The sequence below is a fragment of the Variovorax sp. YR752 genome (assembly GCF_943372545.1).
On record NZ_CALRZC010000044.1, the window covers coordinates 1 to 26,510 of the forward strand.

25 protein-coding genes are annotated in these 26,510 nt (G+C 67.0%); 12 read left to right on the forward strand and 13 right to left on the reverse strand.

The window, feature by feature from the left end:
* Both AAG801_RS13010 and AAG801_RS13015 read right to left on the reverse strand, forming a co-directional pair.
* On the reverse strand, nucleotides 1–2,157 hold a 2,157-nt coding region (locus tag AAG801_RS13010; RefSeq protein ID WP_341888751.1), incomplete at its 3' end, for an iron ABC transporter permease.
* The gene (locus tag AAG801_RS13015) at nucleotides 2,158–3,168 is read right to left on the reverse strand and encodes an ABC transporter substrate-binding protein (RefSeq protein WP_341888752.1); all 1,011 of its coding nucleotides are present in this window, start codon (nucleotides 3,166–3,168) and stop codon (nucleotides 2,158–2,160) included.
* Between the two features lie 146 nt (nucleotides 3,169–3,314).
* On the opposite strand from AAG801_RS13015, the gene zwf reads away from it, so the two are divergent.
* Nucleotides 3,315–4,787, forward strand: coding sequence for a glucose-6-phosphate dehydrogenase (gene zwf / locus AAG801_RS13020; protein WP_341888753.1), 1,473 nt, complete (start codon nucleotides 3,315–3,317; stop codon nucleotides 4,785–4,787).
* 28 nt (nucleotides 4,788–4,815) lie between these two features.
* Here the strand turns inward: zwf and ygiD are convergent, their stop codons facing one another.
* The 8 genes from ygiD to AAG801_RS13060 form a co-directional block, all read right to left on the reverse strand.
* Complete coding sequence (ygiD, locus tag AAG801_RS13025; protein ID WP_341888754.1) at nucleotides 4,816–5,736, reverse strand: 4,5-DOPA dioxygenase extradiol; 921 nt, start codon at nucleotides 5,734–5,736, stop codon at nucleotides 4,816–4,818.
* A 103-nt stretch (nucleotides 5,737–5,839) separates the two neighbouring features.
* Nucleotides 5,840–6,880 carry a dipeptide ABC transporter ATP-binding protein gene (locus tag AAG801_RS13030; protein WP_341888755.1) on the reverse strand — a complete coding sequence of 347 codons (1,041 nt, stop codon included), beginning with the start codon at nucleotides 6,878–6,880 and terminating at the stop codon, nucleotides 5,840–5,842.
* On the reverse strand, nucleotides 6,877–7,947 hold the full coding sequence (locus AAG801_RS13035) for an ABC transporter ATP-binding protein (RefSeq protein ID WP_341888756.1): 1,071 nt from the start codon (nucleotides 7,945–7,947) through the stop codon (nucleotides 6,877–6,879). Before AAG801_RS13035 ends, AAG801_RS13030 begins: the two co-directional genes overlap by 4 nt.
* A 20-nt stretch (nucleotides 7,948–7,967) precedes the next feature.
* Complete coding sequence (locus AAG801_RS13040) at nucleotides 7,968–8,879, reverse strand: ABC transporter permease (RefSeq protein ID WP_341888757.1); 912 nt, start codon at nucleotides 8,877–8,879, stop codon at nucleotides 7,968–7,970.
* A gap of 75 nt (nucleotides 8,880–8,954) precedes the next feature.
* On the reverse strand, nucleotides 8,955–10,535 hold the full coding sequence (locus AAG801_RS13045) for an ABC transporter substrate-binding protein (RefSeq protein ID WP_341888758.1): 1,581 nt from the start codon (nucleotides 10,533–10,535) through the stop codon (nucleotides 8,955–8,957).
* A gap of 31 nt (nucleotides 10,536–10,566) precedes the next feature.
* The gene (locus AAG801_RS13050; RefSeq protein ID WP_341888759.1) at nucleotides 10,567–11,841 is read right to left on the reverse strand and encodes a M20 aminoacylase family protein; all 1,275 of its coding nucleotides are present in this window, start codon (nucleotides 11,839–11,841) and stop codon (nucleotides 10,567–10,569) included.
* Between the two features lies 1 nt (nucleotide 11,842).
* On the reverse strand, nucleotides 11,843–12,823 hold the full coding sequence (locus AAG801_RS13055; protein WP_056573001.1) for an ABC transporter permease: 981 nt from the start codon (nucleotides 12,821–12,823) through the stop codon (nucleotides 11,843–11,845).
* Nucleotides 12,824–13,024: 201 nt separating this feature from the next.
* Nucleotides 13,025–14,269: a porin gene (locus AAG801_RS13060; protein ID WP_341888760.1), complete on the reverse strand. Its 1,245-nt coding sequence runs from the start codon at nucleotides 14,267–14,269 to the stop codon at nucleotides 13,025–13,027.
* Nucleotides 14,270–14,550: 281 nt separating this feature from the next.
* On the opposite strand from AAG801_RS13060, the gene coq7 reads away from it, so the two are divergent.
* A complete protein-coding gene (coq7, locus tag AAG801_RS13065) occupies nucleotides 14,551–15,180 on the forward strand; it encodes a 2-polyprenyl-3-methyl-6-methoxy-1,4-benzoquinone monooxygenase (protein WP_192195092.1) in 630 nt (209 codons plus the stop codon).
* A 27-nt stretch (nucleotides 15,181–15,207) separates the two neighbouring features.
* Here coq7 and AAG801_RS13070 read toward each other — a convergent pair whose 3' ends face one another.
* Nucleotides 15,208–15,657, reverse strand: a complete 450-nt coding sequence (locus AAG801_RS13070; RefSeq protein ID WP_056509299.1) for an OsmC family protein — start codon at nucleotides 15,655–15,657, stop codon at nucleotides 15,208–15,210.
* A 272-nt stretch (nucleotides 15,658–15,929) separates the two neighbouring features.
* Between AAG801_RS13070 and AAG801_RS13075 the strand changes: the two genes are divergently transcribed.
* A complete protein-coding gene (locus AAG801_RS13075; protein WP_341888778.1) occupies nucleotides 15,930–17,186 on the forward strand; it encodes a porin in 1,257 nt (418 codons plus the stop codon).
* A gap of 95 nt (nucleotides 17,187–17,281) precedes the next feature.
* Here AAG801_RS13075 and AAG801_RS13080 read toward each other — a convergent pair whose 3' ends face one another.
* Nucleotides 17,282–18,253 carry a hypothetical protein gene (locus AAG801_RS13080; RefSeq protein ID WP_341888761.1) on the reverse strand — a complete coding sequence of 324 codons (972 nt, stop codon included), beginning with the start codon at nucleotides 18,251–18,253 and terminating at the stop codon, nucleotides 17,282–17,284.
* 232 nt (nucleotides 18,254–18,485) lie between these two features.
* Between AAG801_RS13080 and ilvA the strand changes: the two genes are divergently transcribed.
* Nucleotides 18,486–20,051: a threonine ammonia-lyase, biosynthetic gene (gene ilvA / locus AAG801_RS13085; RefSeq protein WP_257884883.1), complete on the forward strand. Its 1,566-nt coding sequence runs from the start codon at nucleotides 18,486–18,488 to the stop codon at nucleotides 20,049–20,051.
* Between the two features lie 36 nt (nucleotides 20,052–20,087).
* Here the strand turns inward: ilvA and AAG801_RS13090 are convergent, their stop codons facing one another.
* Complete coding sequence (locus AAG801_RS13090) at nucleotides 20,088–20,723, reverse strand: hypothetical protein (RefSeq protein ID WP_341888762.1); 636 nt, start codon at nucleotides 20,721–20,723, stop codon at nucleotides 20,088–20,090.
* Between the two features lie 50 nt (nucleotides 20,724–20,773).
* On the opposite strand from AAG801_RS13090, the gene gspG reads away from it, so the two are divergent.
* From gspG to gspN, 8 genes are all read left to right on the forward strand, one after another.
* Nucleotides 20,774–21,214, forward strand: coding sequence for a type II secretion system major pseudopilin GspG (gspG, locus tag AAG801_RS13095; protein ID WP_341888763.1), 441 nt, complete (start codon nucleotides 20,774–20,776; stop codon nucleotides 21,212–21,214).
* 22 nt (nucleotides 21,215–21,236) lie between these two features.
* The gene (locus tag AAG801_RS13100; protein WP_257884884.1) at nucleotides 21,237–21,695 is read left to right on the forward strand and encodes a prepilin-type N-terminal cleavage/methylation domain-containing protein; all 459 of its coding nucleotides are present in this window, start codon (nucleotides 21,237–21,239) and stop codon (nucleotides 21,693–21,695) included.
* Complete coding sequence (gene gspI / locus AAG801_RS13105) at nucleotides 21,692–22,072, forward strand: type II secretion system minor pseudopilin GspI (RefSeq protein ID WP_341888764.1); 381 nt, start codon at nucleotides 21,692–21,694, stop codon at nucleotides 22,070–22,072. Before AAG801_RS13100 ends, gspI begins: the two co-directional genes overlap by 4 nt.
* The gene (locus tag AAG801_RS13110) at nucleotides 22,072–22,761 is read left to right on the forward strand and encodes a prepilin-type N-terminal cleavage/methylation domain-containing protein (protein WP_341888765.1); all 690 of its coding nucleotides are present in this window, start codon (nucleotides 22,072–22,074) and stop codon (nucleotides 22,759–22,761) included. Before gspI ends, AAG801_RS13110 begins: the two co-directional genes overlap by 1 nt.
* Nucleotides 22,758–23,795, forward strand: coding sequence for a type II secretion system minor pseudopilin GspK (gspK, locus tag AAG801_RS13115; RefSeq protein ID WP_341888766.1), 1,038 nt, complete (start codon nucleotides 22,758–22,760; stop codon nucleotides 23,793–23,795). The genes AAG801_RS13110 and gspK overlap by 4 nt, the downstream gene beginning before the upstream one ends.
* A gap of 129 nt (nucleotides 23,796–23,924) precedes the next feature.
* Nucleotides 23,925–25,136 carry a type II secretion system protein GspL gene (gene gspL, locus AAG801_RS13120; protein ID WP_341888767.1) on the forward strand — a complete coding sequence of 404 codons (1,212 nt, stop codon included), beginning with the start codon at nucleotides 23,925–23,927 and terminating at the stop codon, nucleotides 25,134–25,136.
* A complete protein-coding gene (gene gspM, locus AAG801_RS13125) occupies nucleotides 25,133–25,684 on the forward strand; it encodes a type II secretion system protein GspM (RefSeq protein WP_159273964.1) in 552 nt (183 codons plus the stop codon). Before gspL ends, gspM begins: the two co-directional genes overlap by 4 nt.
* 22 nt (nucleotides 25,685–25,706) lie before the next feature.
* The gene (gene gspN / locus AAG801_RS13130; RefSeq protein WP_341888768.1) at nucleotides 25,707–26,510 is read left to right on the forward strand and encodes a type II secretion system protein N; all 804 of its coding nucleotides are present in this window, start codon (nucleotides 25,707–25,709) and stop codon (nucleotides 26,508–26,510) included.

Consider the following 26,510-nt stretch of genomic DNA (forward strand, 5'->3'; position numbering starts at 1 on the left):
CACCATCAGCACCGTGCAGTACGCGAGCGCGATGCCGTAGTCGCCATTGCCGACGCGGCCGATGATGTAGGTGGTGGCCAGTTCGTTCTCGGCCGTGACCAGAAAGATCACGGCGCTCACCGTCGTCATCGCGCGCACGAAGCTGTAGACCAGCGCGGCCACCAGCGCCGGCTTGAGCAGCGGCAGCACCACCTTGAACAAGGTCTGCGAGGTCGAGGCGCGCAGCATCAGCGAGGCTTCGTCGAGCGAGCGGTCGAGCTGCTTGAAGGCCGCCGTGCCCGCCCGCACGCCCACCGGCAAATTGCGGAACATGAAGCACAGCACGATGATGAGCCCGGTGCCCGTGAGCTCGAACGGCGGCACGTTGAAGGCCAGGATGTAGCTCACGCCGAGCACCGTGCCCGGAATCGCAAAGGCCAGCAGCGCGCCGAATTCGAAGAGGCCCTGCCCCTTGAACTCGTTGCGCGCCAGCAGCCACGCAATCAGCAAACCGAGCGCGGCGGTGATCGGCGCCGAGATGCCCGCGAGCTTCAGCGTGGTGATCAGCGAGTTCCACGCGGTGCCGGCCCACACCAGTCCGAACTGGCCCCACTCGAGCGCGAAGGCGCTCTTGAAGTGGTTGAGCGTAAAGCTGTAGTCGCGCCCCCAGGTCTGCACGAAGCCGCCCGCGAAGGCGAACAGGTAGACCACGGCGGTGAACGCGATCCACGGCAGCGCGATGCACTGGATGGTGCGGCGCACGCCGTCGGGCAGCGCCATTGCGATGCCGGCGTCGCCCTTGCCGCTCACGGTCGTGTAGTTCTGCTTGCCGAGCAGCCCACGCTGCAGCGCGAACACGCCGAGCGCGAACAGCGTGAGCACCCAGGCCAGCGAGGCGGCGCGGCCCTGGTCGTACTGCGCGCCGACGATGGCAAAGAAGATGTCGGTCGACAGCACCGAGAACTGGCCGCCCACCACCACCGGGTTGCCGAAGTCGGCCATGCTCTCGATGAAGCCGACCAGGAAGGCGTTGGCCAGCCCGGGCTTGAGCAGCGGCAGCGTGACGGTGAAGAAGGCGCGGCGCCGGTCGGCGCGCAGCATCTGCGCGGCCTCTTCGAGGCTGGGCGCGATGCCCTGCACCACGCCGCGCATGATCATGAAGGCAATGGGTGTGAAGGCGAACAGCTGCGCCACCAGCACGCCCGGCATGCCGTAGAACCAGCGCGTGGGTTCGATGCCGAACACGCTTTCGAGCACCTGGTTGACGATGCCCGCACGGCCGAACAGCAGGATCAGGCCGAGGCCGACAACGAACGGCGGCGTGATGATCGGCAGCAGTGCCAGCACCCGCAGCACACCCTGTCCGCGCCGGTTGCCGCGCTCGGCCATCAGCGCCATCAGCGTGCCCAGGAAGGTGGTGCCGGCTGCGGTGAGCAGCGCCAGCACCAGCGTGTTCCACGCCACGCCGCAGCGCACGCCGCCCGCCAGGCAACCCAGGCCCCAGATGCGCTCGGTGAACACGCGCGCCGCAAAGGCCGTGATCGACCACTGCCCGTCTTCGTTGAAGAACGCACCCGACAGCGCACGGCTCACCGGGTAGGCGATGAACAGCGCCATCAGCACACCGCAGCCGACCACCGCCGCAGAGACGAAGAGGTCGCCCTTGAACAGGCCAAGACGTGCGATGCCGAAGGCCGCGAGCAGCACCAGCGCCGTGAGCGCCACGAAGCCGCCCGCGCCGATGCCGAACTGGTTGACGGCCAGCTCGCCGAACTGCGTGTGGAGGGCCGCAACGCTCCAGCCGCGCGCGCCGATGGTGAAGCCCGCCACGGCCAGGCCGATGGCGCCGATCGCGCCGCCCGCCAGCAGCCAGCGCCCCTGCGCCTTGCCGGCCGGCAAGGCCGCGCCGACGGCACACAGCAGCAAACCGGCCAGCCCGATGAAGAGCCAGCTGCGGCCCTGCGTGGCCGCCTGCATCAGCCCGTTGGCGCCCTCCGCACTGCCGAAGACCTGCGGAACGGCTTCGTACCAGGTCGCGTCCTGGATCGCATACCAGGGCAGCACGAGGTAGGCCGCAAAGCCCAGCGCGACCCAGGCCCAGATCCAGCGCCGTGCGCGCCGGGCGGCCGCGAGAGACGCCGGGTTGACCGGCGCGCCTTCGTTGGAACGCGCTTCCACTTAGCGCGGCAGCGAATTGACGTCTTTTTCCCAGCGCGCGATCAGGCGGCGGCGCTCGGCGCTGGCGCCGTACTTGGCGTAGTCGTAGTTGATGAACTTGATCTTCTTGAAGTCAGGAATGCGCGGGTCGAGCTTGGCGGTCGCGTTGCTCGGCAGCTGGAACTGCTTGTTGGCGGCACCCAGCTCCTGCGCGGCGGGCGTGAGCGCCCATTCGTAGAACTTCTTGGCGGCGTCGAGGTTGCGCGCGCCCTTGATGACGCTCATGGAGCCGATCTCGGCGCCGGTGCCGTCGCTCGGCGTGATGGTCTCGACCGGGAAGCCCTGCATCTTCTCGCCCGGGCCGTCGTGCACGAAGCTGATGGAGATCGCGGTTTCGCCGCGCGCCACCGCCTTGATCGGGCCGGTGCCCGAGCGGGTGTACTGGCCGACGTTCTTGTGCAGCGCCTTGAGGTAGTCGAAGGCCTTGTCCTCGCCCATGAGCTGCACCAGCGTGGCGATCATGGTGTAGGCCGTGCCGCTCGATGCGGGGTTGGCCACCTGGATGTCGCCCTTGTACTCGGGCTTGAGCAGGTCGGCCCAGGTCTTGGGCACGGGCAGCTTCTTCTTGGCCAGCAGCTCCGGGTTGTAGCCGAAGCCCAGCGGGCCCGAGTAGATGCCCACGGTCTTGTAGCCCGACTGCTTGGCCTGCTGCTGCGCCCAGGGGTGCAGCTGCGGCAGCGTGGGCGACTTGTATTCGAGCGTGAGCCCCTGCTCGGCCGCCTGCAGGTGCGGGTCGCCCGTGCCGCCGAACCAGACGTCGGTCTTGGGGTTGTCCTTCTCGGCGATGAGCTGTGCCAGCGCCTCGCCCGAGCCCTTGAGCGCCATGTTGATGCGCACGCCCGTGGTGCGGGCGTAGACGGTGGAGATCACGTTGCACCACTCGGCCTGCACCGAGCAGATGACGTTGACGGTTTGCGCCGACGCGGCGGCCGACAGACCCAGCAGCGCGGCTGCCGTGAAAAGCTTCTTCATTTGGTATTCCCCTGCATCGGCCATAAAAAAAAGGCCTTGCGGCCTTGGGTCAGCGTAGCTTTAGTACAGGTGTGCCGAATCGGTAGAAGTACCATCGCGACTGGCACACGGCCTGCTCTGCATCCAGACAAAAGGAAAGTTTTCTCATGAGCTTCGATCTCGTTCTGTTCGGCGGTACTGGCGACCTTGCGTGGCGCAAACTGATGCCCGCTTTGTTCCAGGCCTTCAGGCACGGCAGCCTGCCGCAGGACGGACGCATCGTCGGCGTGGCACGCGACGACCTGTCGGACGACCAGTACCGCGAGCTGATCCAGTCGCGCTTCAGCGCCGTCGAAGGCGCCAAGCGCCCCTCCCCTGAAGAATTCAAGAAGTTCGCCTCCATGCTGCACTATCTGCGCATGGACCTGTCCAAGCCCGCCGACTACGCCAGCCTGGCCGACCTCCTCAAGCAGCGCGACGCCAAGACGGTCGTGATGTACGTGGCCACGGCGCCCGCGCTCTTCACCCAGGTCGTCGAACAGATCGCCGCCGCCGGCCTGAACGGCCCGCGCACCCGCATCGTGCTCGAAAAGCCGCTGGGCCACGACCTCGCCTCCAACCGCGCGATCAACGCCGCGGTGGGCAAGGTGCTCGAGGAAAAGCAGGTCTTTCGCATCGACCACTACCTGGGCAAGCCTTCGGTGCAGAACCTGTTCGCGATGCGCTTCGGCAACGCGCTGTTCGAGCCCATCTGGCGCCGCGAGCACATCGCCAACATCCAGATCACCATGGCCGAGGACCTCGGCGTGGAAAAGCGCGGCGCTTTCTACGACCAGACCGGTGCGCTGCGCGACATGGTGCAGAACCACGCGCTGCAGCTGCTGTGCGCCGTGGCCATGGAGCCGCCGATCAACGCGCATGCCGACGCCATCCGCGACGAAAAACTCAAGGTGCTGCGCGCGCTCAAGCCCTGGACGCCCGAAACGCTCGGCCTGCACGCGGTGCGCGGCCAGTACACGGCCGGCACGGCCTACGGCGAGCGGGTGCAGGGCTACCGCGACGAGCCGGGCGTGAACCCCGACAGCCGCACCGAGACCTTCGTGGCGCTGCGCACCGAGATCGCCAACTGGCGCTGGGCCGGCGTGCCCTTCTACATCCGTACCGGCAAGCGGCTGGCCTCGCGCGACGCGCGCATCGAGGTCAACTTCCGCCCGACGCCGCACGCGATCTACCGCGCGCCCGCGGGCAACGTCAACAAGCTGGTGATCAACCTGCAGCCGAAGGACGGCCTGGAACTTCACATGCTCGCGCAGGCCCAGGACAACCGCCAGCGCGGCGGCAACGGCCACGCCAGCGCCGCGCAGCTGGCGCCGGTGCAGCTCGACCTCGATTTCGACAAGCGCTTCGGCGCCGAGCGCGTGGGCGCCTACGAACGCCTGCTGCTCGACGTGATCGACGGCCGCCTCAACCTGTTCGTGCGCAGCGACGAGCAGGAAGAAGCCTGGCGCTGGGTCGAGCCGCTCATCGATTCCTGGGAATCCGACGGCGGCCCGCGCCCTTATGCGGCCGGCACCTGGGGCCCCAGCGCATCGAGCGCCATGATCGCGCGCGACGGCTTCGCCTGGGGCGAAGAGCAGTAACGCAGCAGCAAGGCTGCGCGGCCTTCCTTCAGCCGAACTGAAGGCAGCGCATGCCGAGCGTGCCCGACTGGAAGCCTTCGTAGACAGTCTTCGCACGCTCGCCCGGCGCCGCAGCGCCCAGGGCATACAGGAAGGGGAAGTAGTGGTCCGGCGTGGCCACGGCGGTCGACGCCCCTTCGAGTTTCTCGTAGCCGATGAGCGCGCGGTCGTCCCGGCCGGCCAGCGCGGCCTTCACCGCATCGTCGAAAGACTGCGCCCACGGGCGGCTCGCCTTCGGCCCGTCGGGCGTGCCGCGGTCGGTGGCGCGCAGGTTGTGCACCACGTTGCCGCTGCCCATCACGAGCACGCCCTGGTCGCGCAAGGCCGCCAGGTCGCGACCCACCGCATGATGGAACGCCGCCGGCTTGTCGTAGTCGATGCTGAGCTGGAAGACCGGCACGTCGGCCTTCGGGTACAGGTGCTTCAGCACGCTCCAGGTGCCGTGGTCCAGCCCCCACTGTTCGGTCGCGATCACCGGCGTCTGCTTGACGGCACCGATCGCTTCACGCGCGAGCGCGGGATGGCCGGCCGCGGGGTACTCGATGTCGAACAGCGCCTGCGGAAAACCACCGAAATCGTGGATCGTCTTGGGCCGGGTCTGCACCGTGACGCCGGTCGCGCCCTGGCTGAGCCAATGCGCCGACACGCTGAGGATCGCCGTGGGGCGCGGCAGCTCGCGCCCCCAGGCAGCAAGCCGGCGCGTGAAGGCGTTGTCCGCGAGCGCATTCATCGGCGAGCCGTGGCCGATGAAGATCACGGGCATGCGGCGCGCGGGTGCTGCGCCGGCCGCGTGCGCGATCTCGGTCATCGACGCCAGCGCGCCGGTCGCGCCCAGCGCCGAGCCCATGAGAAAGCCGCGGCGGCCGAGCAGGCGGGCCGCCAATGAGGAAGGGATCGTCGGAGGTGTCATGGTTTCGTTCGGGACAAGCGCCGGACTCTGCCTCATCTCTCGCTGCGCCGCAGTGCCTTTACGCACACTTCGGCCGCGCACCTTCCGCTTCGGTGACGTACGGTCAGATCCGCCCTTCCTCCACGGCGTGGCAGGCCACCTGCACGCCCTTCAGGCTCATCAGAGACGGCCGCTCCGACGAGCAGCGCGCATTGGCATGCGGACAGCGCGGATGAAAGGCGCAGCCCGTCGGCGGGTTCAGCGGATTCGGCACTTCGCCCTGCACCGGCGTGCGCGCACGGCCGGTGTGCTTCATCTGCGGGATCGCGTCGAGCAGCATGCGGGTGTACGGGTGCTGCGGCTCGGCGAAGAGCTTCTGCTTGTCCGCCACCTCGACCAGCCGGCCCAGGTACATCACGCCGACCTGGTCGGCCACGTGACGCACCACCGCGAGGTTGTGCGAGATGAAGAGGTACGTCAGGCCCTGCTCGCGCTGCAGGTCCTTCATGATGTTGAGCACCTGCGCCTGCACGCTCACGTCGAGCGCCGAGGTGGGCTCGTCGCACACCAGGAACTCGGGCTGCGTGGCGAGCGCGCGGGCAATCGAGATGCGCTGGCGCTGTCCGCCCGAGAACTGGTGCGGATACTTGCTCATGTCCAGCGGCGAGAGGCCGACCGACTGCAGCAGCTCGCCCACGCGCTGGCGCAGCGCGTCCTTGTCACTCAGGATGCCGTGCTCGCGCAGCGGCTCGCCGATGATGTCTTCGACGATCCAGCGCGGGTTGAGGCTCGCGTAGGGGTCCTGGAAGATCATCTGGATGCGGCGGCGCAGGGTGCGGCCTTCGGGCGTCTTGAACGCGGCGTGCGCGTCCTGCCCGTCGAACTGCAGGCCGCCGCGGGTCGGCGCATACAGGCCGACCAGCAGCCGCGCGACGGTGCTCTTGCCGCAGCCCGATTCACCGACCAGCGCGAGCGTCTTGCCGCGCTCGATCGAAAAGCTCACGCCGTCGACCGCATGCAGCAGCACGCGCGGCTTGCGTTCGAGCACGCGATTGAGCCAGGGCGGCGACACGTCGAAGGTGCGCGCGAGGTCGTGCGCGACCACGAGCGGCTCACCCGTGGCGGCCGCGGTCGTGGCGGTGCGGGGTTCGGTCACGGCGCTCATCGGGTCACCTCCGCGAGGGGTTCGGCCGCTTCGGGCGCGGCGCGCTCGCCCGCCGCCAGGGCGTCATGGTGTTGCGCAGCGATCTCGGCCTGTCCCGCATGCGGGTCGGCGGCGTCGTGCAGCCAGCAGGCGGCGCGCGTGGCGCCCGCGTGCATGAGCTCGGGCCGTTCGGTCAGGCAGCGCGCAAAGGTGCGCGGGCAGCGGGGGTTGTAGGCACAGCCGGTCGGGATGGCGTTGAGCCGCGGCATCGCGCCGTCGATCTGGTTGAGCCGTTCGCGGTCGACCGTCATGTCGGGAATCGACGCCATCAGGCCCGAGGTGTAGGGATGCGCGGGTTGGTGGATCACTTCGTGCACCGGACCGATCTCGGCGATGCGGCCCGCATACATCACGGCCACGCGGTCGCAGGTCTCGGCGATCACGCCCATGTCGTGCGTGATGAGCATCACCGCCGCGCCACGGTCTTTGCAGATCTGCTTGAGCAGCTGGATGATCTGCGCCTGGATCGACACGTCGAGCGCGGTGGTCGGCTCGTCGGCCACGATGAGCTTGGGCTCGGCTGCGAGCGCGAGCGCAATCACCACGCGCTGGCGCATGCCGCCCGAGAACTGGTGCGGAAAGTGGTCGATGCGCTGTTCGGCGGCGGGAATGCCGGTGTCCTGCAGCAGGCCGATGGCACGCTTGCGCGCTTCCGATTCGGTCACCGGCAGGTGGGTGCGGATGGTCTCGATGAGCTGGCGGCCCACCGTGTACAGCGGGTTCAGCGAGGTCAGCGGATCTTGAAAGATCGCGCCGATCTTGCGGCCGCGGATGGGGCGCATCGCATCGAAGCCGAGGTTGTCGATGCGTTGGCCTTCGAGCAGGATCTCGCCGCTGGCCACGCGGCCCGGCGGTTCGAGCAGGCCGATGATGGCCGCGCCCGTGAGCGACTTGCCCGCACCCGATTCGCCCACCACGCCGAGGATTTCTCCGGGCGCGATGTCGAAGGAAATGCGGTCGATCGCGCGCAGCGTGCCGCGGCGGTGCGGAAATTCGACGACGAGGTCTTTGACCTGGAGCAGCGTCATGGGGCGTTGTCCTTTTCTGTTCAGCGCAAGCGCGGATTGAGCGCGTCGCGCAGCCAGTCGCCGAGCAGGTTCACGCTGAGTGCAATGAGCACCAGCATCAGGCCCGGGAACACCGTGATCCACCATTCGCCCGAGAACAGGTACTGGTTGCCGATGCTGATGAGCGTGCCCAGCGAGGGCGAGGTCGGCGGCACGCCGACGCCCAGGAACGACAGCGTGGCCTCGGTGATGATCGCGGTCGCGACCTGGATGGTGGCCAGCACCATCACCGGCCCCATCACGTTGGGCAGCACGTGGCGCAGCATGATGCGCAGCGGCGCCACGCCGGTGACGCGCGCGGCCTGCACGTACTCCTTGTTGCGCTCCACCAGCGTGGAGCCGCGCACGGTGCGCGCGTACTGCACCCAGCCTGTGAGCGAGATCGAAATGATCAGCACGCCGAACGCCAGCGACTCGTGCGCGCTCGGAAAGAGCGCACGGCCGACGCCGGCGATGAGCAGCGCGACCAGGATCGGCGGGAACGACAGCATCACGTCGCACACGCGCATGAGGAAGGAGTCGAGCCAGCCGCCGAAGAAGCCGGCCAGCAGGCCGAGCACCACGCCGACCACGACCGACAGCACCACCGACACCACGCCGACGATCAGCGAGATGCGCGCGCCGTAGATCACGGCCGAAAGAATGTCGCGGCCCTGGTCGTCGGTGCCGAGCAGGTATTTGGAGGAGCCTTCAGCGCTCCAGGCCGGCGGCAGGCGGGCGTCGCCGAGTTCGAGGGTGGCGAGGTCAAAAGGATTGTGCGGCGACACCCATCCGGCGAACACCGAACAGAAGACGCACACCAGCGCAATGACGGCGGCAGCGATCGCCACCGGCGAGGTGCGGAAGCTGTAGCCGACATCGCTGTCGAGCCAGCGGGCAAGGGTTTTTTTCATCGTGAGGCAAAAAAGAATGGGCCCGCAATAAGCGGGCCCATGGTCGGGCCGCTCAGGCAGCGGCCCACGGTCGACTTACTTGATGCTCATCCACTTGAAGTACATGAAGTTGTCGGCCAGTTGCACCAGCTCGACCTTCTTGCTCACGCCCCAGGCCAGCGACTGCTGATGCAGCGGCAGGTGGCCGATGTCGTCGGAATGGACCTTGAAGGCTTCCTTGATCATCTCGTTGCGCTTGCCCTTGTCCGACTCGGACTGGATCTTCTTGGTCAGCTCGTCCAGCTTGGGGTTGCAGTAGGCGCCCAGGTTGAACTGGCCCGTGCCCTTGTCGTCGGGGCACGAGGTGAGCGAGCTCAGTGCGTTGTGCGAGTCGTAGGTGGTCGGGGTCCAGCCCAGCATGTAGAAGCTGGTGTCGCGGCGCAGGATCTTCGGGAAGTAGGTGCCCTTGGTCTCGGCCACGAGGTTGATCTTCACGCCGATCTTCGCCAGGTTGGCGGCCACGCTCTGGCAGATCTGGCCGTCGTTGACGTAGCGGTCGTTCGGACAGTTCATCGAGACTTCGAAGCCGCTCGGGTAGCCGGCTTCGGTCAGCAGCTTCTTGGCGGCATCGACGTCGAAGGGCAAGCGCTTGTCCTGGTCGGCGGTCCAGCCGTTGATGCCCGGGCCGACGAGCAGCGCGGTGGGCTTGGAGGCGCCGCGCATCACGGTGCGCTGGATGCCGGCGATGTCGATGGCCTGGTAGAAGGCCTGGCGCACGCGCTTGTCCTTGAACGGGTTCTTGCCCTTCACGTTCGAGTACTGCAGCTCGTCGCGCTTCTGGTCCATGCCCAGGAAGATGGTGCGCATCTCGGGGCCGGTGATGACGCGGGCGTTGGGCGCGGCGTTGATGCGCGCGATGTCCTGCACGGGCACGGGCTCCATCACGTCGACTTCGCCGGAGACCAGAGCGGCCACGCGGGTCGCGGGGTTGGCGATGGGCGTGAACACGATCTCCTGCGCGTTGCCGTCGATCTTGCCCCAGTAGGTGCCGTTGCGCGTGAACACGGTGCGCACGTTGGGCTGGCGCTCGCGCACGCGGAACGGGCCGGTGCCGTTGGCCTTGAACGAGGCGGTGTTCTCGATGCCCTTGCGGCGGTCGACGGGCTTGGTGGCCTGGTTTTCCTCGCACCACTTCTTGCTCATGATCATGGTGAGCGAGATCACGTCGGGCAGGATCGGGAACGGGCCGTTGGTTTCGATTTCGACGGCGAGGTCGCCGACCTTGCGCACGGCCTTGATCTCGCTGAGCGTGGCCTTCATGTCGGAGCCGTCGCCCTGCGCACGCGCGAAGCTGAACACCACGTCGTCGGCACTGAACGGCGTGCCGTCATGGAACACGACGCCCTTGCGCAGCTCGAAGCGCCACACGTTCGGCGAGGTCTGCTTCCAGCTCGTGGCCAGCAGCGGCGCCAGGCTCAGGTCCTTGTTGCGGCCCACGAGAGTTTCATAGACGTTGGCGGTGACGCTCAGTTGCAGTGACTCGTTGAGCGAGTGCGGGTCGAGCGACAGGGCGTCGCCCTGGTTCGCGATGCGGATGGTCTGCGCGCTGGCGACCATGCTGACGGCGCTCAGAGCGCACAGGACAGCGACCGCGGCCGCCTTCTTCTTGAAACTCATGGGAACACTCCTCGGGTTGAAATCGTACACATCACGGCGCCGCGGTGGCGGCGGCTTTCCCTGGCTGCAGGCTGCGGGTAGCAGCCAGCGGCATGCCCTGCTCGATCAGGCCCGCATGCAGTGCGGCGCCCAACGGCAGGATCTCGTCATTGAAGTCGTAGCGGCTGTTGTGCAGGAAGGCGCCGCTGCGGGCGTCCTGGCCGATGCGCAGATAGGCACCGGCCTTCTTCTGCAGCATGAAAGAGAAATCTTCGGCGCCCATGCTGGGCTCCAGGTTGCGGTCGACGTTCTTCGCGCCGACCAGCGACTCGGCCACGTCGGCCGCGAACATCGCTTCGGGCGCGGTGTTGATCGTGGCCGGATAAATGCGTTCGTACTTGATCGTCGCAGTCGCGCCAAAGCCGGAGGCAATGGCCGTGCACAGCTCGCTCAGTCGCTGCTCGACCTGCGCCTGCACGCGCGCGCTGAAGGTTCGCACGGTGCCGACCAGCGTGGCCTCGCCCGGGATCACGCTCATGGCGCCAAGGTCGCCAGCCTGCACGGCGCAGATGCTGACGACGGCCGCGTCGATGGGGCGCACGCTGCGCGACACGATGGTCTGCGCCGCGGTGATGATGTGCGCGGCCACCACGACGGGGTCGATGGTCTGGTAGGCGTGCGCGCCATGGCCGCCCTTGCCCTTGACCTCGATCGTCACGCGGTCGGCCGCGGCCATCATCGCGCCGCGATTGATGCCGACGGTGCCGGCCGGCATCGCGGGCCAGTTGTGCATTGCATAGACGGCGTTCACCGGGAAGCGGTCGAACAGGCCGTCTTCGATCATCACGCGCGCACCGGCAAAGCCTTCTTCGCCGGGCTGGAAGATCAGCACGGCGGTGCCGTCGAAGTCGCGCGTCTCGGCCAGGTAGCGTGCGGCGCCGACGAGCATGGCGGTGTGGCCGTCGTGGCCGCAGCCGTGCATCAGGCCGTCGTTGGCGGAGCGCCAGCCGAAGTCGTTGTCTTCGCGCATGGGCAGCGCGTCCATGTCGGCACGCAGGCCGATCATGCGACCGCTGGCCGTCGACTTGCCACGGATGACACCGACGACGCCGGTCTTGCCGATGCCGTCGTGGATCTCGTCCACGCCGCAAGCGCGCAGTGCTTCGCGCACGCGGCCCGAGGTGTAGACCTCTTCGAAGCCGAGCTCGGGGTTGGCATGCAGGTCGCGGCGAAAGGCCGTGATCTCGGGGTAGAAGCTGGCGATGTGCGCGAAGGCCCGGCCGGAGGCCTGCAGGCGCGGCGTTGCTGCGGCTGTTGCGGCACTCACCTCAATGGCCTCCCGCCTTGCCCACGCGCAGCCGGGGATCGACCACGAAGTACAACAGATCGACCACGAGGTTGATCACCACGAAGATCAGCGCGATCAGGCACAGGTAGGCGGCCATCACGGGGATGTCCGCGAAGGTCACGGCCTGGATGAAGAGCAGCCCCATGCCCGGCCACTGGAACACCGACTCCGTGATGATCGCGAAGGCGATCAGGCCGCCGAGCTGCAGGCCCGTGATGGTCATGACGGGCACCAGCGTGTTCTTGAGCGCGTGGCCAAAGTGGATCGCGCGGTTCGACAGGCCCCGTGCGCGCGCGAACTTGATGTAGTCGGTGCGCAGCACCTCGAGCATCTCGGCGCGCACCAGCCGCATGATCAGCGTGAGCTGGAAGATCGCCAGCGTCACCGCCGGCAGGATGATGTGGTGCCAGCCGTCGGCCTTGAAGAGCCCGCTGGTCCACCAGCCGAACTGCACGGTGTCGCCGCGCCCGAAGCTCGGGAACCAGCCCAGCGTCACGGCGAAGACGAGGATCAGCAGGATGCCGATCAGGAAGGTGGGCAGCGACACGCCGAGCAGCGACACGGTCATGAACACCTGGCTCATGAAGGTGCCACGGCGCAACGCGGTGTACACGCCCATCGGAATGCCGACGAACAGCGCGAGGGCCGCGGCCACGAGTGCCAGTTCAAGCGTGGCCGGGAAGCGCTCGCCGATCAGGCGCGACACCTTGGCGCCCTGTCGCAGGCTCAGCCCGAACTCGCCTTGTGCGGCGTTGACGAGGAAATGCCAGAACTGCACGAAGAAGGGTCGGTCGAGCCCCAATGCGGCGCGCATTTCACGGATCTGGTCGGGCTTGGCGTCTTGTCCCAGCAGGAACACGACCGGGTCGCCGACATATTGAAAGAGGAGGAAGGCAATGAACGCAACCGCGATCATCACGATCACGGCCTGGATCAGGCGGCGCAGTACAAAGGCAGTCATTCAGCAACAAGAGTGATCGCGGCATGCTAGCAGTGCAAACACCGTGCCCGCACGGGGGTTCCCCGGGGGTGCACACAGATGGTGCTCTTTGCCAACACTGCCCGGCCTCGCGATGACGGCGCACCAATGAAAAAAGCCACCCGGCTTACGCCGGGTGGCTTTTAGTCTTTCGATTCGAAGCTGGCTTACGCCAGCATCAAATTAGAAAGCGTGACGGATACCGAAGTCGTAGCCGGTCGAGTTCTTCGGGGTGAAGCCACCCGTGGTCACGAAAGCCGGGCCGCCGACGGTCAGCGAAGCACCGTTCTTGTTGCTCACGCGAGCAACGGTGGCGTACAGAGCCGTGCGCTTCGACAGGTTGTGCACGTAGCCCAGAGCCAGCTTGTTGGCCTTCGGGTCCGCAGCGCGGGGCACGAAGAACGACTCAGGCTGGTTCAGGTCGTACTTGACCGACGAGTACGAAGCGCGGATCAGGCCAGCACCGACCGGCACGGTCACGCCGAGCAGGTAACCGGTCAGGTCCGTGTCGGCACGGCCGCCAGCGAACGGGGTGACTTCGTAGTCACGCTTGTTCTTGGCGCGCGACACTTCACCGAACAGCTTCACGGGACCGAAGTCATACGAAGCGCCCAGGTTCAGCGTGTTGACCTTGTCGGTCGTGCCAGGGTAGAAGTTGTCACCCACGGTGCTGCTGCCGTAAGCCAGAGCAACGTCCAGGGGGCCGTTGGCGTAGCCGAAGCGACCGCCGACGTAACGACCTTGACGCTGGGTGTTAGCCACATCAGGCGTTGCCAGGCCAGGGCTGTACTTGGTCTTCTCAGCGAAGCCGTACATCACTTGACCGTAGAAACCACCCAGGTTCGGCGGCAGGAAGTAGCCGATGGTGTTGCTGGCGCGAACGTAGTTGTTGTTACCAACGTTGGCGAACGGAGCGGTCGAAGCAGCGGGGGTACCGAAGCCACCGAACGAGCCATTGGCCGTCGAGATCAGGTTGGTGCCAACGCCGTTGGTGCCGAACGGATCGAACACGGTGTCGTTCCAGAACGTCGGGGTGTAGTCACGACCCAGGCGGATTTCACCGAAACCACCCGACAGGCTCACGGTCGAGCGACGTGCGAACGTTGCGACGCCTTCTTGGCCGTTGTCGTTGGTGATCGGAGCTTCGAGCCAGAAGCTGGCTGCCAGGCCACCACCGAGGTCTTCCGTACCACGGAAGCCCAGACGGCTGGAGTTGTAGCCCGAGTTAGCCAGTTCACGACGGCTTGCCTTGACGCTGCCCTTGTTCAGGTAGAACGGGTCGGCGAACGTAGCGCCGCGCAGGTCGCGCGAGGTGGACGAGTAGCCGCTGATCGACGCGTCGACCACACCAAACAGAGTGACGGACGACTGAGCCGAGGCAACACCGGCAACAGCCAGGGCAGCCAGAGCAACTAGAGATTTTTTCATTGCAAGTTTCTCCAAGGTTAAACATAGGGCTCCGGTGCGAAGGGCTCACCGTGACTGGCACTTAGTGCTCCCACCGGACCCCGGGCCAACCTCCTTTTGGGAAGTTGATGCTATTGCACCAGAGCCACTGCAACAGGGCAAAACAAATCGCCCTAAATCTGGGAAGCCCCGCGTGTTTCGTTGCAGTCGTGCAACAAAGGGCTTAGGCGGGTTGTTTTTCCATGATGTGAAACGAAATGTGGCCGACTTGCATCGCTGAGCAGGTGGGTTCAAATAGGCGCATGACCGCCTTGTTCGACCCAGCCCTGACTGCCGCCGATGCGGCTTTGCGCACGCTTTTTGCCCGTTCTCACGCCACTCGGGCGCTTCCTCCAGCGATCGAGCCTCAAGGTGAACTGAGCGAGTCGGAACGCCGCGAAGCCGGCGCCCTGATGCGCGTGAACCATGTCGGCGAAGTGTGCGCGCAGGCTCTGTACACCGCCCAGGCCGCTGTGACGCGCGACCCGGCATTGCGCGCCCATTTCCTGGAAGCTGCGCATGAAGAAACCGACCACCTGGCCTGGACCCGGCAGCGGCTGGACGATCTGGGTGCCCGCCCGTCCCTCCTGAATCCGCTCTGGTATGCGGGCGCCTTCGGCCTCGGCCTGATTGCCGGACGCTTGGGCGACCCCTTGAGCCTCGGTTTCGTTGCAGAAACCGAACGCCAGGTGGAAGCACACCTCGAAAGCCACCTGGATCGCCTGCCGCCGACCGATCACGCCTCCCGTGCCGTGGTCGAGCAGATGAAGATCGACGAAGCCCGCCATGCCACGCAAGCCGTGGACGCTGGCGCGGCGGAACTGCCGGCGCCAGCCAAGGCCCTCATGCGCCTGGCATCACGGGTCATGACGACCGTAGCGCACCGGATTTGAGTCCCCGGGGCGCCGCCACGCGACATTTCAGGTCTCGATCAGGTCGAAGCTGGTCGTGATTTCCGCCGTCTTCGCCAGCATGATGCTGGCCGAGCAGTAGGTTTCGTGGCTCAGGGCGATTGCCCGCTCTACCGCGGGAGCCGGAATCCCCTTGCCCGCCACGGTGAAGTGCATGTGGATCTTCGTGAAGACCTTGGGGTCCTTTTCCGCGCGCTCGCTGGTCAGCTTGACGCTGCAGCGCTCGACGCGATGGCGCCCTCTTTTCAATATGAGCACCACGTCGTAGGCCGTGCAGCCCCCGGTGCCCGCGAGCACGGTTTCCATCGGCCGCGCGGCCAGGTTCTGGCCGCCGTTCTCGGGCTTGGCCGCGTCCGGGGCCCCGTCCATCATCAGGACATGGCCGCTGCCGGTCTCGGCCACGAAGCCCATGGCCGATCGGGTGCCTGCGTCACCAGTCCAACTTACTGTGCATTCCATGGTGTTTCGATTCCAATTGGGATGAATTGACGCGCAGAAATGCACGCCAGCATCGATTTTGTGTGTGGGAAAAGCATCGCCCGCTTGTTGCGTCGCAGCAAAGGGTGGGTATACTCTATTTCATTGCTGCGCACTTCATGGTGCGCACCCAGTTGTCTCCTCCACCCTTCCAATTGGTGGATTTAGCCCCGAGTCGCAAGACTCGGGGCTTTTTTCTTTGTCCGATCGACAGAGAGCCACTCTAGCCACCCGCCCCCGAAAGGGCAGCTGCTCTGGCTGCCCTGGCTGTTGCCGGTGTTGCCTCGGCTCAGTCGTCCGTCACTCTGTTTGGTGTGGTCGACGCGTCGATCAGCGGCTACTCGTCCACCTCGCGTGATCAGAACAACGGCGTGACCTACAACGCCGCTGGCTTCCCGATCTACAACCCGTTCTATGTGAACAAGGGCAGCGTCAAAACAAGCCGTCGCGAACTTGCGAGTTCGGCCCTCAACTCCAGCCGTCTGGGCTTCCGTGGCACGGAAGACCTCGGTGGTGGCCTGGCAGCCAGCTTCTGGCTCGAAGCTCCGATCAAGAACGATGACGGCTCTGAAGGTGTTGCGACGTTCGCTCGTCGCTCGACCGTGAGCTTGTCGGGCGCTTTCGGTGAAGTCCGTTTGGGCCGCGACCTGACCCCGACGTTCAAGAACCACGACGCGTTCGATCCGTTCGGCACCAGTGGCGTCGGCACCAACCTGATCCATACGGCAGAGAACTCGTTCGGCACCTTCGGCACCCCCGCGGCCAGCGTCGGCTCGATCAGCAACGTCGGCACGAACAACTATGTTCGTGCCAGCAACACGATCGGCTACTTCCTGCCCGCAGACCTGGGTGGTTTCTACGGTCAAGTGATGTATGGCTTCCACGAGAAGAACAAGTACAGCCCCGGTACTGCGACGCCTCCTGATGAAAACAAGTCGCGCCAAGGCCGCTACGTCGGCGGCCGTTTCGGCTACGCCAACGGCCCCCTGGATGTTGCACTGGCTTATGGCAGCAGCACCGTGGGTGACGACTTCTACGTCGGCACAACCACCAAGGTCAACACGTTCAACCTGGGCGCTTCGTACGACTTCGGCCCCGTGAAGTTGTTCGGTGAACTGTCACGCGCCAAGAACAAGATCGACTACGAAGTCGAACCATACCTGGGTGGCCGTCCCGACATGGATCTCACCGGCTACCTGCTCGGCGTGACCGTGCCGGTCGGTGCTGGCCTGATCCGCGCTTCGTACTCGAGTGTCAAGTACGACGAGAACCTGGTTGCTCGCACCGCATGGGAAGTGCTGCCCGCCGACAAGAAGGCCAACAAGTTGGCCATCGGTTATGTGCACAACCTGTCGAAGCGCACGGCGCTGTACGCCACGGTTGCTCGCGTGAGCAACAAGAACGGTGCTGGCTACACGGTCGGTGGCCCGGTCTTCTACAACAACGCAGCCAACTCCTTCACCCCGAAGACCTCGACCGGCTACGACTTCGGCATCCGCCACGCCTTCTGATCGATCGCGGCTCGATTCTCATGCTGGCCCTTGCCAGTTTGAATCAAGAGGCCCTCAAGCCGCCCGGCTCACGCCGGGCGGCTTTTTGTGCTTCTTCAACTCACCCGGCCACGCCTGCTCTGCAGCAGCCCCACATTCATTTCTCCGCTCAGCACCGAGGCGTAGAAACGCTCGACCATGTTGACGCTCGTGCGCGCATTGCGCGCCAAGGTCAGCATGTCGATCCCCTGCCCATACAACAACCGCAACGTGATGGCGGTATGACGCAGGCAATACAGCGTCCTCGATTGACCCAGCGGCCCCTTCTCGAGCCCCGTCTTTTCGAGCACCCAGTGAAAGAAGAAGTTGAGAACCGCCAGCGCGTGCTCACGGTTCTTCAGGTGCGGCATGAAGATGTAATCTTCCGCCCCGCCGAAGCCATGCGCCGCGCGGTGAGCGCGCAAACATTCATAGACACGAACGGCAGGCCGCAGGCTCACGATGGGCTGGCTGTGCCGCTTGGTTTCCGGCAAGTTCATCCGCAGGTAGACGTGCTTGCCGCGCACGACCTCGATGTGCTTGTGCTTCATGAGCTTGATATCGCTCGGGCGCACGAAGGTATTGACCATCCAGCGGATCAGCCACGGCAGCTCGTCGGGCATGACGAGCAATTCACGCGCAATCCAGAACCGTTCGCCAGCCGTCAACCGATCAAGCACCGGGTGCGAGTGGCCACGCAACTTGCGTGCTGCCGCAATCAAAGCGCGGTACTCCGCGACGCTGAAACTGCCTCGCGGCTGGCTGCGCACCTTGATCTTCGGAAACACGGGCGCCTCGCGCACCGCGCCGGTGTGCACACCGTGCATCACGATCTTGCGCAACAGCACGAGGTACTGCGCGATCGTCGTGCTGGTGAAGCCTTGCTCGCCAAGGTGATCGATCAGTCGCTGCACGTCAGCCGTCACGAACAAAGTCGCCTGCACATCGCCCAGCAACGGAACGATGTGCGCACGCAATCTGTTGCCCATGACCTGCCATGTGGGCCGTCCGATTTCGCCGCGTTGCACGCGTGCGGCCTCGGCTTGCATCAGTCCTTTCGAAAGGTCACTGACAGAAACTGATAACAAATTCTGCCCAACAGTTATCGAATTAGCGGGCGTATGAATCGCGGGATAGGTGCGCGCAAAAAAACCGGAATCATTTGCAGCTGGAGCCTTGCGGAATAGGTTTATGACATTTGTGTCCATGACATTCCCCGCATGCAATACCGATGCCTCTTATGATTGATGGTTAGCAAATGAAAACTCCCTGGAAAAGATCTTGCGCAATGCACCCGTTACCGCGGCTTTAACGCCCGCCGACTATCTCAGAAAAATCCTCAATGCGCGGGTCTACGACGTGGCCGTCGAGTCCGCTCTGGAGAAGGCGCGCGCGCTCAGCGAGCGATTAGGCAATACCGTCTTGCTCAAGCGCGAAGACCAGCAACCCGTCTTCAGTTTCAAACTGCGCGGCGCCTATAACAAGATGGCGCACCTCAGCAAAGCGCAATTGGCGAGCGGTGTGATTTGCGCTTCAGCCGGCAACCACGCACAAGGTGTTGCGCTCGGCGCGCGCAAGCTCGGCACACGTGCAGTGATCGTGATGCCCGTGACCACGCCGCAATTGAAGATCGATGCGGTGCGCGGTTTCGGCGGCGAGATCGTGTTGCACGGCGACAGCTATTCCGATGCCTACCTGCATGCGCTCGAATTGCAAGCGCAACAGAACCTGACCTTCGTCCATCCGTTCGACGACCCCGATGTCATCGCGGGCCAAGGCACCATCGCGATGGAAATCCTGCGCCAGCACCAGGGTCCGCTCGACGCAGTGTTCGTGGCGATCGGTGGCGGTGGCCTCATCTCCGGCGTGGCCAACTACATCAAGGCCGTGCGGCCCGAGATCAAGGTGATCGGCGTTCAGATGAACGACTCCGACGCGATGATGCAATCGGTCGCCGCGCACCAGCGCGTGAACCTGCCCGACGTGGGCCTGTTCTCCGATGGCACCGCCGTCAAGCTGGTCGGCGAGGAAACCTTCCGCATTGCGCAGAACCTGGTCGACAGCTACATCTCGGTCGACACCGATGCCGTGTGCGCTGCCATCAAGGATGTGTTCGTCGACACGCGCAGCATCGTCGAGCCGGCCGGCGCGCTGGCCGTGGCGGCCATCAAGCAGTACGTAGCCGAGCACGGCCGCCAGGGCGAGACCTACGCGGCGATCCTGTGCGGCGCGAACATGAATTTCGACCGCCTGCGCTTCGTGGCCGAGCGCGCCGAGGTCGGTGAAGAACGCGAAGCACTGTTCGCCGTGACCATCCCCGAAGAGCGCGGCAGCTTCCGTCGTTTCTGCGAACTGATCAGTGAGTTGCCTGCCGGCGGCGCACCGCGCAGCGTGACCGAATTCAACTACCGCATCAGCGACGCGGCCAAGGCCCACGTGTTCGTCGGCCTCACGACCTCGGCGCGCGGCGAGTCAGCCACGATCGCGAAGGTCTTCATCGAGCACGGCTTCGACGCGCTCGACCTCACGCACGACGAACTCGCCAAGGAGCATCTGCGCCATCTGGTGGGCGGTCGCACGGGACTCGCGCACGACGAGCGCCTGCTGCGCTTCGTGTTCCCCGAACGTCCGGGTGCGTTGCTCAAGTTCCTGAGCCTGATGCGGCCGAACTGGAACATCAGCCTGTTCCACTACCGCAACCAGGGCGCCGACTACGGGCGCATCCTCGTGGGCCTGCAGGTGCCGGCCGAAGAGTCGGCCGCCTTCGACAGCTTCCTCGAAACGCTGGGCTACCCCTGCGTTGAGGAAACGGCCAACCCGGCCTACCGCCTGTTCCTTCAGGCCTGAGCGAAAGAAGAAGAAAAGAGATAGAGACCGCTGCGCTTACTGCGCAGGGCTCTGCGCCTGCGGCGGCGGCTCCATCGCAGCACCCGCCGTGGCGGCAGGTTGCAGTTGCTGCTGCTGCGGCGGCATCACCACCGCCGGCATCGTGGCCGGCAAGGGCCCGGCCGGCGCAGGTGACGACACCGTGGGCAGACCGGCAGGCGGCGTCGGAAGTCCCATGCTCAGCGGCGCACGCACCGGCAACTGCAGCGTGAACGCCGCCGGCCCCTCGCGCTGGGCACCGAGCGTCGCCGCGCGCACACCCACCGACTGCAGCACATAGCTCTCACCGACCTTCGAGCCGACGCGGAACGGCCGCGGCGGCTTGCCGTCGATCGAGATCAGCGCCGCGCCCTGGTTCGACGGGTCCGCCACCACGCCCGACAGCGCGAAGCGGCTCGCGGCCTCCGGCGCCACGGGCGCGTTCGACGTCACCGTGACCACGCCCAGCAACCGGGCCACCGCCTCGGCATCGGCCGCAACCGGCGCGCGCGGCATCGTGGCCGCAGCGGCCACGGCGTCGGCCGGTGACGCCAGCCTCAGCGCCCAGAACACCGCGGCGCCTGCGGCCAACGCCCAAAGCCCCGTCGTTGCAAGTGGGGCATGCCAGCGGGCTGCGGAGTAAGGACTTGTCATGGCCGCGGATTATCATGCAGCGCGCTTACTGCCTCATGTCCCCGCAAGCTATGAACAAACTCCTTCGTTCCGTCTCCCGCACCGCCCAGCGCGGCTTCACGCTGATCGAACTCATGGTGGTGCTTGTCATCATCGGCGTGCTCGCGGCCCTGATCGTGCCGAACGTGATCGAGCGCGCCGACGACGCTCGCGTCACCGCCGCCCGCACCGACATCAACAACCTGATGCAGGCGCTCAAGCTCTACCGCCTCGACAACCAGCGCTACCCGGCCGCCGAGCAGGGCCTGCAGTCGCTGCTGACCCGCCCCACCGCGGGCCCGGCCGCGCCCAACTGGAAGCCCTACGTCGAGAAGCTGCCCAACGACCCCTGGGGCCATCCGTACCAGTACATGAACCCGGGCATCAAGGGCGAAATCGACGTGCTCTCCTTCGGCGCCGACGGACAGAGCGGCGGCGAGGGCAAGAATGCCGACATCGGCAGCTGGCAGTAAACACATCGCCCTCGGCCGCGCTGTGCTGCCATCCCCTCGCGCGGTGCGCGGCTTCACATTGCTGGAGCTGATCGTGGTGATCGCGATCATCGCCATCGCGACCGCCAGCGTGAGCTTCGCGATGCGCGACAGCAACGCCGCCGCGCTCGACCGCGAGGCCGACCGCCTCGCCGCCCTGCTCGAATCGGCCCGCGCCCAGTCGCGCGCCAGCGGCGTCATGGTGCGCTGGCGCCTCGTCGAAGGCGGCGGCTTCGTCTTCGACGGACTGCCGGCCGACGCACTTCCCACCGGCTGGATCCACGCGGGCATCACTGCCCAGCCCCTGCTGGGCGGCGGCACGCCGGTGGCGGCGCTGCAGCTCGGGCCCGACCCGATCATTCCGGCGCAGCAGGTCATGCTGCACAGCGAAGGCCCGCCCGCGCGCATGCTGCGCGTCGCCACCGACGGGCTGCGGCCCTTCACCGTGTTCGCCGTGCCATGAGACAACGGCTGCGGCGCGCCGGCTCCAGCCGCGGCTTCACGCTGATCGAGGTGCTGATCGCGCTCGGCATCGTCGCGCTCGCGCTCGCAGCCGGCTCGCAGGCCACCATGTCGCTTACGCGCAATGCGCAGCGCCAGTCCGACCTCGTGCTGGCCGGCCTGTGCGCCGAAAACGAACTCGCCAAGGCGCGCCTGTCGCGGCAGATGCCGGCCATCGGCGACTCGGGATCCATCTGCCTGCAGGCCGGCCTCACCTTCCTCGTGACGACCACGACCGTGCCCACGCTCAACCCGAACTTCCGGCGCGTCGACGTGCAGGTGCGCGACGAAGGCAGCGCGCCGCTGCTGCGCGTCTCGACCGTGGTGGGGCGCGTCTGATGGCGCACATCCGCAAGCCTTCGCGCGCACGCGGCTTCACGCTGATCGAGCTGCTGGTCGCCATCGCCGTGATGGCGCTGCTCGCACTCGTGAGCTGGCGCGGCCTGGACAGCATGTCGCGCGCCACCACGCAGAACCAGTTGCGCGCCGACGCGGTGCTCACGCTGCAGGCCACGCTCGCGCAATGGAGCGCCGACCTCGATGCCGTCACCCTGCTCGCGCAGACCCGCCCGATCGACTGGGACGGCCGCGTGCTGCGCATGACGCGCCGCGGCAGCGACACCAGCACGCCGACCGTGCAGGTCGTCGCCTGGACGCTGCGCCCCGGCGCCGACGGCACGCGCTGGCGGCGCTGGCAGTCGGCGCCCTTCGCCACGCGCGGCGAATGGGTGCAGGCCTGGAACCTCGCGGCCGCCTGGGCGCAGGACGGGGCCACGCCCACCGGCGGCGCCACCGACGTGGCGCTGATGCCGGTCAACAGCTGGCAGCTCGCGTACTTCCGCAACAACGCCTGGGTGCCGGCGGAGCCACTGCCCGTCGCGGCAGCAAACCCGTCCAACCCAGCTGGTGCACTCGTCGCGATGCCCGACGGCGTGCGGCTGGTGCTGAACCTGCCGCCCGGCGACGGGCTCTCGGGCACGCTCACGCGCGACTGGGTCCGGCCGACGCTCGGGGGGCCGCGCTCATGACCGCGCCGCGACCAAGTCGCACGGCAAGCACACGCCGCCAGTCCGGCGCCGCGCTGCTCGCCGCGATGCTGACCGTGATGCTGGTCGCCACGTTTTCCGCCGCCGCGCTCTGGCAGCAGTGGCGCTCCGCCGAAGTCGAAGGCGCCGAGCGCGCGCGCGTGCAGGCGGCCTGGGTGCTGATCGGCGCGCTCGACTGGTCGCGCCTGATCCTCGGCGAAGACGGCCGCGCCGGCGGCCCCGACCACCTCGGCGAGCCGTGGGCTGTGCCGCTCGAAGAGGCCCGCCTCACGAGCTTTCTTTCGGCCGAGAAGAACGTGGCCAGCGACAACCTCGAAGGCCTGCCCGACGCGTTCCTGTCGGGCCGCATCGTCGACGCGCAGTCCAAGCTCAACGTGCTGTCGCTGGTGGACGCCGGCAAGCCGGTGCCGGCCAGCGTCGCCACCTTCACGCGCCTCTTCAACCTGCTCGGCCTGCCGGCGGGCGAACTCGGCCAGATGACCACGCGGCTCGCGAGCGCGCTGCACACCGGCAGCACCGACGCCGCCTCAGCCGGTAGTGGTGGTGGCGGCAGCAGCGATGCCAGCGCCGACACCGGCGGCGCCCCGCTGATGCCGCAGGAAGTCGCGCAGCTGGTCTGGCTCGGTCTCTCACCCGCCACCGCCGCCGCGCTCGAGCCCTACGTGACGATCCTGCCGGAGCGCACCACGCTCAACCTCAACACGGCCAGCGCCGAGGCCATCAGCGCGAGCGTCGAATCGCTGGGCATCGCCAGCGCGCGCCAGCTGGTGGAGCGGCGCACCCGCTCCTTCTTCAAGAACATCGAGGAAGCCAACGCCGGCCTGCCCAGCGGCGGCTCGCGCTTCAACGCGGCCCAGCATGGCGTGGGCACCCAGTATTTCGAGGTGTACGGCCGGCTGCGGCTCGATCGCACGTGGGTCGAAGAGCACTCGCTGCTCTTTCGCAAGGGCCTGGCCGTGACCACCGTCTGGCGCACCCGTGGCGCGGGCGCCACCACGCCTCCGGCAAAACCCTGAGTCCCGTTAACTTTTGTCCACCCAAAACACCGTCAAACGCACGTAGTCTCTGCAAGGTATGCTATTCAAACAATAGCAACAACTTGTAAGCCACCCCCTACAATCTCCGGCTTTTCCGACACCCCTTAAATGACCCCGTTGCTGCTCATTGCTCCCCTCCCTCCGGCCGATGCCGCGGGTGAGTACGACTGGGCCCAGGCCGGTGAGGACGGCATCGCCCTGCGCGACCAGGGCCGTGCGCTGCTGGCACTGCTGCCGTCGGGCCCCGAGGTCACGCTCGGCATTCCGTCCGCGGCGCTCTCGTGGCACCGCGTCACCTTGCCCAAGGGCAGCATGGGCAGCACCTCGAAGCTGCGCGCCGTCCTCGACGGCCTGCTCGAAGAACACCTGCTCGACGAACCGGAAACCCTGCACTTCGCACTCGCACCCGACGCCAAGGCCGGCGAGCCCGTGTGGGTCGCGGCCTGCAACCGCATCTGGCTGCGCAGCGTCGTGCAAGGGCTCGAAGCGGCCGGCCGGCGCGTCGTGCGCATCGTTCCCGAATTCACGCCGCAGCCGGCCGATGCGCCACCGCTGCTGCAGGTCACGGGCGAGGCCGAAGCGCCCCGACTCACAGTCTGCGACGGCGACGGCGTGGTCTCGCTGCCGCTGGCCGGCGCGGGCCTGGCCCTGTCGGGCAGCCTGCCGCTCGACACCGCCGTGATCAGCACCGAACCCGCCGTGGCCGAAGCGGCCGAACACCTGCTGGAGCGCCGCGTGCCGATCGTGCAGGCGCCGCAGCGCTGGCTGCACGCCACGCGCACGCCCTGGGAACTCGCGCAGTTCGACCTCGCCGTGACGGGCCGCGCGCGCGCCGGCAAGAAGTTCGCTTCGGTGTTGCAGACACTGCGCTTCGCGCCCGAATGGCGCGCCGCGCGCTGGGGCATCGTGGTGCTGCTGCTGACTCAATTGATCGGCCTGAACGCCTGGGCCTGGAAGGAGCGCAACGCGCTCGAGTCCAAACGCCAGGCCACCCGCGCCATCCTGACGCAAACTTTCCCCTCGGTGAAGATCGTGGTCGACGCGCCGCTGCAGATGGGCCGCGAGGTCGCCGCGCTGCAACAGGCCGTGGGCGACGTGGCACCGAGCGATTTCGAACCCATGGTCGGCGCCATCGCCGCCGCCCTGCCGTCCGGCCGCTCCCCGAGCGCGATCGATTTCAGCGCCGGCCAACTGCGCCTGCGCGGCCTCGGGCTGCAGCCGCAGGAGGTCACGCAGATCACCAGCGTGCTGTCGCCGCGCGGCTACCAGGTGCGCACCGAAGGCGATCTGCTGCTGGTGCAGGCCGAGGCCAACCGATGAACTTCAGCGAACAACTCAAGGCCCGCTGGGCCGTCCTCGGGATGCGCGAGCGCCGCCTCGTCATCGGCGCCGTTGCGCTGGTGGCACTGGCCTTGCTCTGGTGGATTGCGCTCGCCCCCGCGCTGCGCACGCTGGCCGCGGCACCGGCCGAACACGCACGGCTCGACGCCCAGCTCCAGCAGATGGCCACCTTGCAGAACCGCGCGAAGGCGCTGCAGTCGCAACCGCGCCTGGCGCGCGACGACGCACTGCGCGCACTCGAAAGCTCGGTGCGCGACGGCCTCGGCGTCACGAACGCCCAGCTCATGACGGCCGGCGGCGACGGCGGCGCCACCGTCACGCTGCGCGGCGCGCCCGCCCAAAGCCTGGCGCAATGGCTCGCACAAGCACGCGGCAACGCCCACGCCGTGCCGCGCGAAGTGCACCTCACGCGCGCGCCCGTCGCACCGCCGCCGCCGGGCGCCAAGCCTGCGCCCGCCACGCCCGACCAACCTCCGCAACCCCGCTGGGACGGCACGCTCGTGATGGCGCTGCCCGCCCCGCGCTGAGCACCCTCAAGCACCGCACGGCATGGCGAGACGCTCTCCGGCCCCCGACCTCCAGCCGCGCCGCGGCAGCTGGCGCTGGGCCGTGCTCGGCGCCGTCACCGGCATGCTGGTCGCGGTCGTGCTGTTCGCACCGGCGCGCTGGCTGGCCTCGGCGCTCTCGGGCTGGACGCAAGGCCGCCTGCTGCTGGTCAACCCGCGCGGCACGGTCTGGAACGGCACCGCCGCCGTCGTGTTCGCCAGCGGTGCGGGCGGCGCGCAGGCCGTCTCGCTGCCCGGCCTGTTGAACTGGCGCATGTGGCCGAACTGGCGCGGCCTGTCGGCACGCCTCGATCTGTCCTGCTGCGCGGCGCAGCCGCTGGGCCTGCAAGCCAGCCCGCGCGCCGACGGCCTGCAGCTCACCTGGCAGGACGCCCGCTCGCGCTGGCCCGCCACGCTGCTCACCGGCCTGGGCGCGCCCTGGAACACGCTCAAGCTCGAAGGCGCGCTCGACCTCAATACGCGCGCCTTCGCCATGCAGTGGGACGGCCCCGCATTGCGCATCGAGGGCCAGGCCACGCTCGACGCCACCGATGTCTCGTCCGCCCTGTCGACCCTGCGGCCGATGGGCAGCTACCGCCTGTCGCTCGAAGGCGGCACGCGTCCCACGCTGCTGCTGAGCACGCGCGAAGGCAGCCTCGAACTGAACGGCAGCGGCGACTGGAGCGGCACCGCGTTGCGCTTCAACGGCGAAGCCAGCGCGGCACCGGGCCGCGAAGACGCACTTTCCAATTTGTTGAACATCATCGGGCGGCGCGACGGTGCGCGCTCGATCATCACCCTGGGTTGA

Bases quoted from the DNA above. Each gene is read 5' to 3' on its own strand.
- AAG801_RS13110 (WP_341888765.1), top strand. From the start codon at position 22,072: ATGGCGCACATCCGCAAGCCTTCGCGCGCACGCGGCTTCACGCTGATC.
- AAG801_RS13015 (WP_341888752.1), bottom strand. From the start codon at position 3,168: ATGAAGAAGCTTTTCACGGCAGCCGCGCTGCTGGGTCTGTCGGCCGCC.
- AAG801_RS13040 (WP_341888757.1), bottom strand. From the start codon at position 8,879: ATGAAAAAAACCCTTGCCCGCTGGCTCGACAGCGATGTCGGCTACAGC.
- AAG801_RS13090 (WP_341888762.1), bottom strand. From the start codon at position 20,723: ATGACAAGTCCTTACTCCGCAGCCCGCTGGCATGCCCCACTTGCAACG.
- AAG801_RS13045 (WP_341888758.1), bottom strand. From the start codon at position 10,535: ATGAGTTTCAAGAAGAAGGCGGCCGCGGTCGCTGTCCTGTGCGCTCTG.
- AAG801_RS13055 (WP_056573001.1), bottom strand. From the start codon at position 12,823: ATGACTGCCTTTGTACTGCGCCGCCTGATCCAGGCCGTGATCGTGATG.
- AAG801_RS13080 (WP_341888761.1), bottom strand. From the start codon at position 18,253: ATGCAAGCCGAGGCCGCACGCGTGCAACGCGGCGAAATCGGACGGCCC.
- AAG801_RS13070 (WP_056509299.1), bottom strand. From the start codon at position 15,657: ATGGAATGCACAGTAAGTTGGACTGGTGACGCAGGCACCCGATCGGCC.
- ygiD (WP_341888754.1), bottom strand. From the start codon at position 5,736: ATGACACCTCCGACGATCCCTTCCTCATTGGCGGCCCGCCTGCTCGGC.
- gspG (WP_341888763.1), top strand. From the start codon at position 20,774: ATGAACAAACTCCTTCGTTCCGTCTCCCGCACCGCCCAGCGCGGCTTC.
- AAG801_RS13035 (WP_341888756.1), bottom strand. From the start codon at position 7,947: ATGACGCTGCTCCAGGTCAAAGACCTCGTCGTCGAATTTCCGCACCGC.
- gspI (WP_341888764.1), top strand. From the start codon at position 21,692: ATGAGACAACGGCTGCGGCGCGCCGGCTCCAGCCGCGGCTTCACGCTG.
- coq7 (WP_192195092.1), top strand. From the start codon at position 14,551: ATGACCGCCTTGTTCGACCCAGCCCTGACTGCCGCCGATGCGGCTTTG.
- AAG801_RS13030 (WP_341888755.1), bottom strand. From the start codon at position 6,880: ATGAGCGCCGTGACCGAACCCCGCACCGCCACGACCGCGGCCGCCACG.
- gspN (WP_341888768.1), top strand. From the start codon at position 25,707: ATGGCGAGACGCTCTCCGGCCCCCGACCTCCAGCCGCGCCGCGGCAGC.
- gspK (WP_341888766.1), top strand. From the start codon at position 22,758: ATGACCGCGCCGCGACCAAGTCGCACGGCAAGCACACGCCGCCAGTCC.
- gspL (WP_341888767.1), top strand. From the start codon at position 23,925: ATGACCCCGTTGCTGCTCATTGCTCCCCTCCCTCCGGCCGATGCCGCG.
- gspM (WP_159273964.1), top strand. From the start codon at position 25,133: ATGAACTTCAGCGAACAACTCAAGGCCCGCTGGGCCGTCCTCGGGATG.
- AAG801_RS13060 (WP_341888760.1), bottom strand. From the start codon at position 14,269: ATGAAAAAATCTCTAGTTGCTCTGGCTGCCCTGGCTGTTGCCGGTGTT.
- zwf (WP_341888753.1), top strand. From the start codon at position 3,315: ATGAGCTTCGATCTCGTTCTGTTCGGCGGTACTGGCGACCTTGCGTGG.